13 protein-coding genes are annotated in these 12,586 nt (G+C 35.9%); 5 read left to right on the plus strand and 8 right to left on the minus strand.

Annotation, left to right across the window (positions count from 1 at the left end):
- Positions 1 to 885 carry a chromosome partitioning protein ParA gene (locus ICJ84_RS07670; RefSeq protein WP_188215784.1) on the minus strand — a complete coding sequence of 295 codons (885 nt, stop codon included), beginning with the start codon at positions 883 to 885 and terminating at the stop codon, positions 1 to 3.
- 107 nt (positions 886 to 992) lie between these two features.
- Here ICJ84_RS07670 and ICJ84_RS07675 point away from each other — a divergent pair, with 107 nt between their 5' ends.
- Positions 993 to 2,015, plus strand: a complete 1,023-nt coding sequence (locus tag ICJ84_RS07675; RefSeq protein WP_188215785.1) for a formimidoylglutamase — start codon at positions 993 to 995, stop codon at positions 2,013 to 2,015.
- Here ICJ84_RS07675 and ICJ84_RS07680 read toward each other — a convergent pair.
- The gene (locus tag ICJ84_RS07680) at positions 2,012 to 2,608 is read right to left on the minus strand and encodes an NUDIX domain-containing protein (RefSeq protein ID WP_188215786.1); all 597 of its coding nucleotides are present in this window, start codon (positions 2,606 to 2,608) and stop codon (positions 2,012 to 2,014) included. The genes ICJ84_RS07675 and ICJ84_RS07680 overlap by 4 nt on opposite strands.
- Positions 2,609 to 2,824: 216 nt before the next feature.
- Between ICJ84_RS07680 and ICJ84_RS07685 the strand changes: the two genes are divergently transcribed.
- A complete protein-coding gene (locus ICJ84_RS07685) occupies positions 2,825 to 3,055 on the plus strand; it encodes a hypothetical protein (protein WP_188215787.1) in 231 nt (76 codons plus the stop codon).
- A 68-nt stretch (positions 3,056 to 3,123) separates the two neighbouring features.
- Here the strand turns inward: ICJ84_RS07685 and ettA are convergent, their stop codons facing one another.
- Positions 3,124 to 4,815 carry an energy-dependent translational throttle protein EttA gene (ettA, locus tag ICJ84_RS07690; protein WP_188215788.1) on the minus strand — a complete coding sequence of 564 codons (1,692 nt, stop codon included), beginning with the start codon at positions 4,813 to 4,815 and terminating at the stop codon, positions 3,124 to 3,126.
- A 1-nt stretch (position 4,816) separates the two neighbouring features.
- Positions 4,817 to 4,999: a CAL67264 family membrane protein gene (locus tag ICJ84_RS07695; RefSeq protein WP_188215789.1), complete on the minus strand. Its 183-nt coding sequence runs from the start codon at positions 4,997 to 4,999 to the stop codon at positions 4,817 to 4,819.
- A gap of 452 nt (positions 5,000 to 5,451) precedes the next feature.
- On the opposite strand from ICJ84_RS07695, the gene ICJ84_RS07700 reads away from it, so the two are divergent.
- Positions 5,452 to 6,636, plus strand: a complete 1,185-nt coding sequence (locus ICJ84_RS07700) for an MFS transporter (protein ID WP_188215790.1) — start codon at positions 5,452 to 5,454, stop codon at positions 6,634 to 6,636.
- Positions 6,637 to 6,706: 70 nt separating this feature from the next.
- On the opposite strand, the gene ICJ84_RS07705 is transcribed toward ICJ84_RS07700, so the two are convergent.
- From ICJ84_RS07705 to ICJ84_RS07715, 3 genes are read right to left on the minus strand one after another with little or no spacing between them, the layout of a single operon-like run.
- Positions 6,707 to 7,429 (minus strand): pirin family protein, encoded by a 723-nt coding sequence (locus tag ICJ84_RS07705; protein ID WP_188215791.1) that lies wholly within the window; start codon positions 7,427 to 7,429, stop codon positions 6,707 to 6,709.
- A gap of 17 nt (positions 7,430 to 7,446) precedes the next feature.
- Entirely contained in the window at positions 7,447 to 7,884 is a 438-nt protein-coding gene (locus ICJ84_RS07710) for a MarR family winged helix-turn-helix transcriptional regulator (RefSeq protein WP_188215792.1), read from the minus strand.
- Between the two features lie 23 nt (positions 7,885 to 7,907).
- Positions 7,908 to 8,453 carry an NADPH-dependent FMN reductase gene (locus ICJ84_RS07715; protein ID WP_188215793.1) on the minus strand — a complete coding sequence of 182 codons (546 nt, stop codon included), beginning with the start codon at positions 8,451 to 8,453 and terminating at the stop codon, positions 7,908 to 7,910.
- Between the two features lie 154 nt (positions 8,454 to 8,607).
- Here ICJ84_RS07715 and ICJ84_RS07720 point away from each other — a divergent pair, with 154 nt between their 5' ends.
- Together ICJ84_RS07720 and ICJ84_RS07725 are read left to right on the plus strand one after the other, a co-directional pair.
- Complete coding sequence (locus tag ICJ84_RS07720; protein ID WP_188215794.1) at positions 8,608 to 10,236, plus strand: acyl-CoA carboxylase subunit beta; 1,629 nt, start codon at positions 8,608 to 8,610, stop codon at positions 10,234 to 10,236.
- Positions 10,237 to 10,293: 57 nt separating this feature from the next.
- Positions 10,294 to 10,716: a DoxX family protein gene (locus tag ICJ84_RS07725; protein WP_188215795.1), complete on the plus strand. Its 423-nt coding sequence runs from the start codon at positions 10,294 to 10,296 to the stop codon at positions 10,714 to 10,716.
- Positions 10,717 to 10,764: 48 nt separating this feature from the next.
- Here ICJ84_RS07725 and sppA read toward each other — a convergent pair whose 3' ends face one another.
- Positions 10,765 to 12,528, minus strand: coding sequence for a signal peptide peptidase SppA (gene sppA, locus ICJ84_RS07730; RefSeq protein WP_188215796.1), 1,764 nt, complete (start codon positions 12,526 to 12,528; stop codon positions 10,765 to 10,767).
- Positions 12,529 to 12,586: the final 58 nt, after the last annotated feature.

Here is a 12,586-nt window from a genome sequence, read left to right on the forward strand (position 1 = left end):
TTACTTCAGCGTAAATTCTGATGTAGATACTAAATCTTTTTCATTAAAAACATTCACAATGTAGCGACCTTTATCGAAATCTTCATCACCTCTTGGCGCTATAAATTCACATACATTTAAGTTTGCATTTTCGTAGTTAAACTTACTTATTACACTGTAGTTTAAGGTCACCTCATCAAACTGTACTTGCTCGTTTAAACCAATAATATTGTTTTTAGGATCGATAACCTGAATGTATAATTCCTGATCTCCGGCTTGTACCAATCTGTTTTTAGCTACAATAAAACACACTCTAATTTTATCACTACGCCCTGCTCGCTCTGTTGGAATAACTTTACCTGATGTTCTTACAATAACTCCAGAAGCTTTTAAATCTACTGCAGAAAGCACTGCTGCATTAGAAACTACTTCAGCTAAAGCTGTATTTTGTATTAATAACGAATCGTTAAACATGGTGCGCTCTTCTAAACGAACACGTGTACTGTCTAAAGACGTTGCTAAGTAAGCATTCTGTACTTTTAACGAATCGTTTTGAGCTAACAATACGTCCATTTCCTTTTGTAAAGACACATATTTTTGTTTGTATCGCCATAAGCTTTTCACGTTAGTTTCTGAGATTTTTAATGAATCTATCAACCCTTGAATACGTGCACGAGCTTCAATTAAATTTTGATTGGCAACTTCATTTTCACCTATAGCTTCGTCGTACTGACTAGCCATTAGGCTTAATTCATCCATTACCTTTTGTTTCTCTTCTGTTAAATCTTTCTGAACTTTGTTACTTTCCTGATACAAGTTCATTGAATAGAATGCTGTTCCTAAAAATAGAACCAGAGCAATCCCCAACGCAACCTTCAGACCGATACTGCTTTTGTTGTTTTCCATAATTTCTTGTTTTTAATGATTAAAATGTACGTTGTTTAATATTTTTTACTTTTACAATGCCACAAATAAATAATGATGTAATTTCGTTTCAAAATTTATTTACTCACATGGATAAACTTTCTTTATTCGATAAAAATAGTTTAAATAAACTATTAAACAAACGTTCCGGCGAATCCAAGTTTGGTCAAGACATTAAGCTCTTAACCAGCATTTCCAATATATACGACCAACTTAAAAGTTTGGACGTCAAGTATGTAATAATTGGTTTGCCTGAAGATGTAGGGGTATTTGCTAACCACGGAAAATCCGGCACCTCTAAAACGTGGGAAATCACCTTAAAAACCTTGCTAAATATACAGAGTAACGAGTTTACAACTCCTGAAAAAGTTTTAATTTTAGGGCATTTAGATTTTTCTGAAGAATTAAAAAAATTAGCACTTCTAAATCCAGATAAAAGAAAAAGTTTTATCAAAGCGAGAGACCTTGTAAAAGAAATTGACACGCATGTTTCCTATATAATCCATCAAATTGTTTTGGCTGGTAAAAAACCAATCATCATCGGTGGCGGGCATAATAATGCCTACGGAAATATTAAAGGAACCAGTTTAGCTTTAGGCAAACCTATTAATGCGGTAAATTTTGATGCGCATTCCGATTTTAGAGCTGAAGAAGGTCGACACAGTGGCAACGGCTTCAGTTATGCACATTCTGAAGGTTTTTTGAAAAACTATTACATTTTTGGGTTACAGCAAAACTACACCTCAAGAGCGCTATTTAAAACACTTAAAAAATTAGAAAACATTCAATACACCACGTTTGAAGATATTGAAATCACACACAAAATAAAATTTTCTGCCGCTATGAAGGAGGCTTTCGATTTTGTTTCAAACAATCCTTATGGTATTGAAATTGATTGTGACACTATTGAAAACATACCGAGTAGTGCCATGACGCCAAGTGGTTTTTCGGTGAATAATGCCAGACGCTTTGTGAGCTATTTTGCCGAAAATTCAAATGCAAGTTATTTACACATTTGTGAGGCTGCACCAACCCATAAAACAGAAAATCAAGTAGGTAAACTGATTACCTATTTAATAACTGACTTTATTAATGCACAAAACAACCTTTAGTTGTTTTGTGCATTTAACAGGTTATGAATTATAGCATACTGTAACAGTACAATAGTTCTGGTATCCTGAATCTTTCCGGTATGAAGCATATCAATAGCTTCTGAAAAAGGTAATTCTAATACCTCAATATCTTCATGCTCACTTTCTAGTCCGCCACCTTCATTCACTTTCATATCATCTGTATATTCACCAATAAAAAAATGCATCTTTTCAGTCATAACACCAGGTGAAGAATAGGCTTCATAAACTTTTTTAACGCCTTTTAACCGATACCCTACTTCCTCTTCGGTTTCTCTTATGATGCAAGCCTCTGGGTGGTCTTTATCTAACATACCTGCACAAATCTCCACCAAATAACCATCTTCATTATCGTTCATAAAGGTTGGCATTCTAAACTGTTTGGTCAAAATAACCGTTTGCTTTGCTTTGTTATACAATAAAATACCCGCTCCATCACCTCTATCGTAAACTTCACGCATTTGGGTAACCCATTCACCATTACGCATTAAATATTTAAAGGTTAGCTTATTTAACACATAATAATTATCGGATAACAACTGAGTATTTATATCTTTTACTCGAATGTCTTTCATTTCAATTTGCTTCTAAATCTTATGAAAAGATAATACTTTTTAAAAAATTTCACACCTTTTACTCTAATCTGTTTTCAATGAAAACCCCATATAAATAAAGGCTTTACAATTAAAACACATAATACACTTCTTACAAATAAACACCTAACAATATCATTTTTAATCATTTAATCAACAAAATATCTTATATTTGAGAAGCTATTAAAGCATTCTGTTATGCTACCTACAAAACTATCGGCGTCTAGGCTTTTAATAAGTCAATTAGACATAGTAACTGTACTTGTTATAGTCGTTATATTCTTTTCAATACTCCTTGTTTTGGGTATTAGAAAATCTTATAAACTAAAGAAGGAAAACGAACGACTTGACAAAATAAGTGAAGAAATGGCCCGTAAGGAAGAAAAATACCGAGATTTCACCGAAGGCCACATGTATAACAACAACTAAACTTTAAGAAGAAAAATAAAAAAGCCAGCTTATTCAGCTGGCTTTTTTATTTTCATGATGCATTTTAATTAGCGTACTAATTTTTTGTATTTAATACGTTTTGGAGTTAAATCGCCACCTAAACGTTTCTTCTTATTTTCTTCGTATTCGCTGAAACTTCCTTCAAAGAAATACACTTGAGAATCGCCTTCAAAAGCTAAAATGTGCGTACAAATACGATCTAAAAACCAACGGTCGTGAGAAATCACTACAGCACATCCTGCAAAGTTTTCTAACCCTTCTTCTAGCGCTCGAAGTGTATTCACATCAAGGTCGTTGGTAGGCTCATCCAATAATAGTACGTTACCTTCTTCTTTAAGCGTCATAGCCAGGTGTAAACGGTTTCGTTCTCCACCCGATAACAACTTCACTTTCTTGTTTTGTTCACCACCAGAGAAGTTAAAACGACTTAAATAAGCTCTGGAGTTCACCTCTTTTCCGCCCATTAAAACCAATTCCTGCTCATCACTAAAGTTTTGCCAGATGGTTTTCTCGGGATCAATATTCGAGTGACTTTGGTCAACATAAGCAATCTTAGCCGTATCACCAACTTTAAACTCGCCTTTATCTGGAGTTTCTTCCCCCATTATCATTCTGAAAATGGTCGTTTTACCGGCACCATTCGGCCCGATAACCCCAACAATACCAGCTTGCGGTAAGTTAAAGTTCAGGTCTTCGTAAAGTAATTTATCGTCGTAACCTTTGCTAACACCAACGGCTTCGATAACGTTTGTTCCTAAACGCGGTCCGTTAGGGATGTAAATCTCTAACTTTTCGTCCAGTTGTTTCTGGTCCTGGCTTAATAATTTATCGTAGTTCTTTAAACGCGCTTTTTGTTTTGTCTGACGGCCTTTCGCTCCTTGACGTACCCATTCTAACTCGCGTTCTAATGTTTTCTGACGTTTAGAAGCCGATTTACTTTCCTGCGCTAAACGCTTCGCTTTTTGATCTAACCAAGACGAATAGTTTCCTTTCCAAGGAATACCTTCCCCTCTGTCTAATTCTAAAATCCAGCCTGCTACATTATCTAAAAAGTACCTATCGTGCGTTACAGCGATTACAGTTCCTTTGTATTGTGCCAAGTGCTGCTCTAGCCAGTGCACCGATTCGGCATCTAAATGGTTAGTAGGCTCATCCAGTAATAACACATCCGGTTCCTGTAATAACAAACGACATAACGCTACGCGACGACGCTCTCCTCCTGAAAGCACACTGATTTTCTTATCACCATCAGGCGTACGTAAGGCGTCCATAGCGATTTCTAACTTCGTGTCTAATTCCCAAGCATTAGAGGCATCAATCTGATCCTGAAGTGCCGCCTGACGGTTCATTAGCTTCTCCATCTTATCAGGATCGCTATACACTTCTTCCAAACCAAACATGTCGTTAATTTTATTGTATTCATCAAGAATAGCAACCGTTTCAGCAGCCCCTTCTCTTACAATCTCCATAACGGTTTTGTTCTCATCTAACTGAGGTTCCTGCTCTAAATAGCCTACCGAATAATCCTGTAAAAAGGTTACATCACCTTGATAATTCTTATCTAATCCGGCAATAATTTTAAGCAAAGTGGATTTACCGGAACCGTTTAAACCTAAAATACCGATTTTAGCTCCGTAAAAAAAGCTTAAATAAATGTTTTTTAAAACAGGTGTATTCGCACCTTGAAATGTCTTGGTAACCCCAGACATCGAGAAGATAACTTTCTTGTCGTCACTCATATTATACTCTACCTTTTAAAGCATTAAAAACCCAAGCAACTGCAAAAAATCCAATACCAACGGCTGCAAAGCCCCAACCTGCTACGTCATCGTATCTAAAAGCACCAAGTGCGATTAAACTTAAACCTACAAAAATCATAATCCAAGTTGCCCATGATAACACGGTATTTTTATTCATTGCCATAATTAATTTATTTTAGTCTTAGGGCGCATCCTTGTTTCTCTACAAGGTCAGGTTTTACGCTACATCTTTTAATGTAACCATTAAAAGGATACCACTTCTACCCTTTGCGCAAAATTTAAAGGACAAATATCGCACTTTTACAAGGAATTGGAAAACATATAAATTAATATTATTTCTGTGTTAACATATATCTATTTTATATCTGTTATTCTACATTCATTATCAAAACAATAAATCTATAACTTCATGTCTTATTTCCCTGAAATTATTTTCTTGAGAATACATTAATTTTCCTAGGGAAACATCTAATTAAAAAGAATAGAATACCCTTTATATTCAAGACTTTTTAATTAACATTTCTTTTACCATTGAGAATGCTTTCACAATGGTAATTACAACTACTTTTGCACCTTGGTTTTCACTAGAAATAATTTAAAAATCAAATTTTTCACATGAATAAATCCTTACTGTCATTAGCCATCGGCGGTTTTGGAATCGGACTCACAGAATTCGTCATCATGGGGATTTTACCCGATGTGGCTTCTGCCTTTTCTATCAGTATTCCTCAGGCAGGACATTTTATATCAGCCTATGCTTTAGGTGTTGTTGTGGGTGCTCCACTTCTAACAGGTTTAGGCAGCAAATGGCCTGCAAACAAAGTGCTTTTAGGTTTAATGCTGTGGTTTACGGTATTCAATACCTTATCGGCATTCGCAACAGGATATACCTCTTTCTTAATTCTAAGATTTTTATCAGGATTACCACATGGTGCATTTTTTGGCATTGGAGCTGTCGTTGCAGGAAAGCTTTCTAAACCAGGTAAAGAAGCGCAGGGTATCGCTATCATGTTTAGTGGTTTAACCATTGCCAACCTATTAGGAGTTCCGCTAGGCACCTATTTAGGAAAACACTTTAGCTGGAACATCTCTTTCCTTATGGTAGGTATGGTTGGTGTATTAGCCGTTACCGGAGTAAAACTTTGGATGCCCGTATTAAAACAATCTTCTGAAAATAGCTTTTTCAATGAATTCAAAATCTTTAAACGTTTAGAACTTTGGTTAATTATTTTATTAACTACTATTGGTACAGGCGGATTCTTTGCATGGTATAGCTATATTGCACCATTAATTACCGAAGTGGCCGGACATCCAGACGAAATGGTCTCTTTAGCCATGATTCTTGCCGGATTAGGTATGGTTATCGGTAATTTTATTGGAGCCAAAATGTCTGAGAAATTTGGACCGATGCAGGCGATTATCATCACTTTGTTACTTATGGTTTCTGCATTAATCGCCAATACTTATTTAGCAACCGATAAAACTCTGGTTTTGGTTATGACCTTTTTAATTGGTACAATAACTTTTTGTATTTCTACCCCAATTCAGGTCGCTATTATCAAAGCATCAAAAGGCTCTGAGACGTTGGGATCTTCTCTTAACCAGAGTGCTTTTAATATTGGTAATGCCTCAGGTGCTTATTTTGCAGGACTACCAATAGCCATGGGATTTGGTTACACTGCTGCTGATTGGGTTGGTGCTACTATGGCTGGAACAGGAATCATTATTGCATTAATAATTATGGTCCTGCGACAAAAACAAACCAAGCGTAAAAAAGCCTTAGAAACTTGCTACTCATAATAAGCTTTACATACATTATAAAAAAATCCCGACCAAAATGATCGGGATTTTTTGCTATTAATCAACACTTTTAGAATTCCATAGGTACTTCAATAAATAAAATACTGGAATCTTCTTTGGTTTCAATATCAAAATTTAAAGTTTCAGAAACCCCCATGGCATCTCTGGTTTCTAATGGTTTTCCATCAATAAGAAATTCTCCGAAAATATTCATCACATAAACACCGTGTTTATCACTTTTTAATTTATAGTTAAAGGTTTCTCCTTTGTCTAAATCTATTCGAGATAAAACTGCATCCTGATGAATTTTCAAACTACCTTCATGATTTTCATCTATCGAAGTTACTAATGTCTGTAATTTGTTTTTTCTTCCTTCTTCATCAAATGCTTTTTGATCGTAACGTGGTTCTACATTTTGTTTATTTGGAAAAACCCAGATTTGAAATAATCCTAAATGCTCTTCAGCTGAACCATTTATTTCAGAATGCTGAACCCCCGTTCCTGCCGACATTACCTGAACTTCACCTGGCAAAACGGCCTGCCATTCGTTATGCATAGAATCTCGGTGTTTCAATACGCCTTTTAACGGAATGGTAATAATTTCCATATTATCGTGTGGATGCGTACCAAAGCCCATACTTGGGGCAATCATATCATCATTTAATACACGTAAAGCTCCAAAATGCACTTTTTCAGGATTGTAATAACTCGCAAAACTAAAGGAATGATTCGCTTGTAACCATCCATGATTTGCATATCCTCTACTATCTGATTTATGAACTATTGTTTTCATGTTTGAATTTCCTTTTTTTATCTCATTTTATCTAGCAGAAGGCTTAACTGTTCTGCTTCCTCTTCGGTGAGATTTTTAATTAAATCTTTATTGAAATCATCAGGAACCGAAGCCAAAAGCTTCAATCCTTTTTCTGTAATCGCAATTTTAACCACACGTCTGTCATTTGCACACGGTAAACGCTCTATAAGTTCTTTAGCGCATAATTTATCCATCAACCGTGTAGCATTTGGTGCACGTTCAATCATACGCTCTTTAATCACCTGTACATTCAATGCTTCGCCTGCTCCTCTTAAAATTCGAAGAATATTATATTGTTGAGGCGATATACCATAAGGCTTAAAAAACTCGTTTTGGCAACTAGAAATCCAGTTTCCGGTAAACATTATATTTACCAATGCCTTTTGTTTGTTATTGGCAAATTTCGAGTTAATTTCTTTTGCTAAATCTCCCATAGCTTTAAACAATTAATGTTCAGTTACGCTGTTTGAACTTCAAACCTTACCTGAAATTGCTGAACAGCATTTTTCAATTGATTATCTAAATCTTCGTTAATTATTTTACCATCGGCAAAATTGTTTTCGAAAAATGGTAAAGAAAATACTTCAACGATATCGGCGTCATGGTAAGGAAATCTACTTTTAGCTACATCTAAAACTGATGCTCCTCCTCGACCTCCCGGAGACGTTGCCATTAATAACATGGGTTTATCGAAAAATGTTTTACTTTCAATTCTAGACATCCAATCAAACAAGTTTTTAAACACCGTTGTATAAGCACCGTTGTGTTCTGCTAACGACAACAGAATACCATCTGAATTCTTAATGTATTCAATAAACTTGTGTGCATTTTCAGGAACACCATACTCGCTTTCATAATCAACTCCGTATATTGGTAACTCAAAATCATTCAAATCCAAAATGGTCACTTCTGCACCTTCTACCAAACCTGCGGCATAAGTTACTAACTGTTTATTAATGGATTGCTTGCTGTTCGTTCCTGCAAAGGCTATAATTTTTTTCATAACTATATTTAATTCTTAATTGTTTGTCAAAGATATAAAAAATAATTTTACTTTCCAAGGAAACTATTTCTAAGGAATATACTTTAATACAATATTAACATTAGCACTAAGTATAATTTGAAACTTTTGTATTTTAGCCACAAAATACACATCAATGGATTTAAACTTCAATAAGAACGAAGATCATAATAAACTTTTAGTGTCAGAACTTAATAAGCGCTTAGCCAAAGTACATCTAGGCGGTGGGAAAAAAAGTATTGAAAAACTTCATGAAAAAGGTAAAATGACAGCGCGTGAGCGTATTGATTACTTATTAGATGCTAAAGCTAAATCTATTGAAATTGGAGCCTTCGCCGGAGAAGACATGTATGAAGAGCAGGGTGGTTGTCCTTCAGCAGGTGTAGTTGTCAAAATTGGTTACATTAAAGGTAAACAATGTATTGTTGTTGCTAATGATGCGACGGTTAAGGCAGGTGCCTGGTTTCCAATAACTGCTAAAAAGAATTTAAGAGCTCAGGAAATTGCTATTGAAAACAGATTACCCATTATTTATTTGGTAGATAGTGCCGGCGTATATTTACCATTACAGGATGAGATTTTCCCAGATAAAGAGCACTTCGGTCGTATTTTTAGAAACAATGCCATAATGAGCAGCATGGGTATTACCCAGATTGCTGCGGTTATGGGAAGTTGTGTTGCCGGTGGTGCTTATTTGCCGATTATGAGCGATGAAGCTTTAATTGTAGATAAAACCGGAAGCATCTTTTTGGCCGGAAGTTATTTAGTGAAAGCAGCCATTGGAGAAACCATTGACAATGAAACTTTAGGTGGTGCGACGACACACTGTGAAATTTCGGGTGTTACAGATTACAAAGCAAAAGACGATAAAGACGCTTTAGACACCATTAAAAATATTGTTGATAAAATTGGGGATTACGATAAAGCCGGATTCAACAGGGCTGAACCGAAAAAACCTCTAAAAAATCCAGAAGACATTTATGGTATTTTACCAAAATCAAGAGCAGACCAGTACGATACTTATGAGATTATAAAACGATTGGTCGACAACTCCGAATTTGACGAATACAAAGCCGGATATGGCAAATCCATCATTACCTGTTACGCTAGAATTGATGGTTGGGCTGTGGGCATTGTAGCCAACCAGCGTAAACTGGTAAAAACCAAACAAGGCGAAATGCAGTTTGGAGGTGTAATATATAATGATAGCGCCGACAAAGCCACCCGATTCATTGCAAATTGTAACCAAAAGAAAATTCCTTTAGTGTTTTTACAGGACGTTACCGGATTTATGGTAGGCAGTAAAAGCGAACATGGTGGTATTATAAAAGACGGTGCTAAAATGGTAAATGCCGTAAGTAATTCGGTCGTTCCTAAATTTACCGTTATTATGGGTAACAGCTATGGTGCCGGTAATTACGCCATGTGTGGGAAAGCTTACGACCCTCGACTTATTGTTGCCTGGCCAAGTGCAGAGTTAGCCGTTATGAGCGGTAATTCGGCAGCGAAAGTATTACTTCAAATAGAAACGGCTTCTCTTAAAAAGAAAGGTGAAACCATTACCCCTGAAAAAGAAGAAGCCCTTTATAACGAGATCAAATCTCGATATGATGCTCAGGTATCTCCGTACTATGCAGCTGCTCGTATCTGGACTGATGCCATAATTAACCCGCTAGATACCAGAACTTGGATTAGCTTGGGTATTGAAGCAGCGAATCACGCGCCTATTGAAAAACCTTTCAACCTAGGTGTGATACAAGTTTAATTGCTTTTACACTTTATTTTTTGTACCTTTTTAATTGAAAATCAACAACTTTTAATTATGGATACAATAAAAACACTTAATAAGTGGGCCAATGCGCATACTTATCTGCCTCTGGATTTGTTACGTGTTGCTCTGGGTGTCTTTCTGTTTATAAAAGGCATCAGTTTCATGTCTGATAGCATGATGCTAATAGAACTTTTTAAACCTATGCAAAATTGGGCTGGAGGTATGTTTGCTATACATTATGTTGCTCCTGCACACTTTATTGGAGGTATGCTCATTGCTTTCGGATTGTTAACCCGATGGGCAATTATTGGACAATTACCTATTTTGATAGGTGCCATACTTATTAATTTTGTAGGAGAAATGAATTCGGGCAATTTAATGCTGGCACTTATAACCTTTGTAGTGTGTATGTTTTTCCTGTTCTACGGATCTGGAAAACATTCTTTAGATTATTATTTTAAAATGCAACAATAAAAAAAGAGCGACCAATTGGTCGCTCTTTTTTATTAAGATTTATAAGCTCTATTTTATATCTAAACTATAAGGCACTAACAACTGAATCCCTTTACGTTGCGTCATTGTTTTTACTTTTTTCAATAAGGAATAAACTTCTTCGCCCAGTTCTTCTTTCATAATGTCTTCTTTAGCTTCAGTCAATCCGAATTGTCTTAAAATTTTGTCTAAATCTCTCTTATATATTGGAAACTCTTTAATATTATATTCAGAAATTCCTGCCGCTTCAGCTGCATATTTAAGCGCTAAATCCAATCCACCCAACTCATCTACCAATCCAATTTTTAAGGCGTCTGATCCTGTCCAAACCCGACCCTGAGCAATTTCCTTAACGGCATCTTGCTCCATACCACGACCTTCAGCAACACGACCTGTAAACAATTCGTAAATACTTATAATTTCTTCTTTAATAAAATCATGTTGCGCATCATTTAAAGGTTCAAAGAAACTGTAAGTCACTGAATTCTTATTGGTTGATACCTGCTCAGCGTTAATACCCATATTAGTGGCTAAAGCATTTCCGTTTGGCAACATTCCAAACACACCAATACTTCCTGTAATGGTTGTTGGTTCTGCTATAATTTTGTCGGCATTACAAGCAATATAATACCCGCCAGATGCCGCTACATTACCCATGGATACGATGACTGGTTTTACTTTTTTAGTCAGTTCAATTTCTCGCCAAATTAATTCGCTCGCTAAAGCGCTTCCTCCAGGTGAATTTATACGTAATACGACAGCTTTAATTTTATCGTTATTTCTGGCTTCCTGCAGAGATTTTGTCATGACACCTTGACCAACAGCACCTTCATCGCCTTCTCCGTATATAATTTCACCTTCAGCATAAATCACGGCTATTTTATTTTTACTGTAATCCGTTAACATATTGGTAGCAGCATACTCTGCATAATCAAAAATCGATACCATTTCCTGCATTTTGGAAGGCTCAGTACCCGTCGCCTTTTTCAAGCCTGCAAGATATTCATCATGGTAAGCTATCTTATCTATTAATTTGGCTTGCTGAGCCAACGTTGCGTTACGCGCCAACAAACTATCGGCAATGATATTTAATTGTTCTGTTGAAATCCCTCTACTTTCTGAAATTTCAGATTTAATTTCAGACCAGATAGAATTCAAAAACACTTCTACCTGCTCCCTGTTGGCTTCACTCATTTCGTTTTCCAGGAAAGGCTCAACGGCGCTTTTATACTTTCCGAAGCGCACCACTTCCATTTTCAATCCGGTTTTTTCCTGAAAATCTTTAAAGTATAACTGCTCTGAAGACAAGCCTTTGAATTCCATCATACCGGCAGGATTCATAAAAACAGTATCGGCAACCGAACTTAAATAATAATCCTTTTGCGAATAAATATCTGCGTAAGCGGTAACGAATTTACCAGATTCTTTAAACTTAATCAAAGCATCACGAATGGCTTTAGTTTGAGAAATTCCGGCATTAATGAAATTATTATCAATGGAAATGCCTTTAATTTTATCATCTACAGCCGCATAATGAATCGCGTCAATAATATTAAACAGGCCATTTTTGTCATCCTTATTTAAAAATTCGTACTGCTCGAATTCTGTTTTTCCGGCATAATCTTTAATAGGAAAATCGAGTTTTAAATCAAGCACCGAATTGGGCTTCACTTTAACGAGTTCTTCAGACGACGAGCCAAAAACAAGTCCGAAAACAATTAATAAGACAATACAAATACCCAGAAATACAAAGATACCTGTAACGGTCGATAATACGCGTTTAATAAAGTTCATATAAATTAATTTTCATGTATTTAATTAGACAATGAGGCATTACATTTCACCTAATGCG

The sequence above is a fragment of the Aestuariibaculum suncheonense genome (assembly GCF_014596935.1).
GTDB classification, from domain to species: Bacteria; Bacteroidota; Bacteroidia; order Flavobacteriales; family Flavobacteriaceae; genus Aestuariibaculum; species Aestuariibaculum suncheonense.

Coding starts and splice junctions, on each gene's coding strand:
- ICJ84_RS07670 (WP_188215784.1), bottom strand. CDS start 885: ATGGAAAACAACAAAAGCAGTATCGGTCTGAAGGTTGCGTTGGGGATT.
- ICJ84_RS07680 (WP_188215786.1), bottom strand. CDS start 2,608: ATGAAAGACATTCGAGTAAAAGATATAAATACTCAGTTGTTATCCGAT.
- ICJ84_RS07695 (WP_188215789.1), bottom strand. CDS start 4,999: ATGGCAATGAATAAAAATACCGTGTTATCATGGGCAACTTGGATTATG.
- ICJ84_RS07705 (WP_188215791.1), bottom strand. CDS start 7,429: ATGAAAACAATAGTTCATAAATCAGATAGTAGAGGATATGCAAATCAT.
- sppA (WP_188215796.1), bottom strand. CDS start 12,528: ATGAACTTTATTAAACGCGTATTATCGACCGTTACAGGTATCTTTGTA.
- ICJ84_RS07715 (WP_188215793.1), bottom strand. CDS start 8,453: ATGAAAAAAATTATAGCCTTTGCAGGAACGAACAGCAAGCAATCCATT.
- ICJ84_RS07710 (WP_188215792.1), bottom strand. CDS start 7,884: ATGGGAGATTTAGCAAAAGAAATTAACTCGAAATTTGCCAATAACAAA.
- ettA (WP_188215788.1), bottom strand. CDS start 4,815: ATGAGTGACGACAAGAAAGTTATCTTCTCGATGTCTGGGGTTACCAAG.
- ICJ84_RS07675 (WP_188215785.1), top strand. CDS start 993: ATGGATAAACTTTCTTTATTCGATAAAAATAGTTTAAATAAACTATTA.
- ICJ84_RS07720 (WP_188215794.1), top strand. CDS start 8,608: ATGGATTTAAACTTCAATAAGAACGAAGATCATAATAAACTTTTAGTG.
- ICJ84_RS07700 (WP_188215790.1), top strand. CDS start 5,452: ATGAATAAATCCTTACTGTCATTAGCCATCGGCGGTTTTGGAATCGGA.
- ICJ84_RS07685 (WP_188215787.1), top strand. CDS start 2,825: ATGCTACCTACAAAACTATCGGCGTCTAGGCTTTTAATAAGTCAATTA.
- ICJ84_RS07725 (WP_188215795.1), top strand. CDS start 10,294: ATGGATACAATAAAAACACTTAATAAGTGGGCCAATGCGCATACTTAT.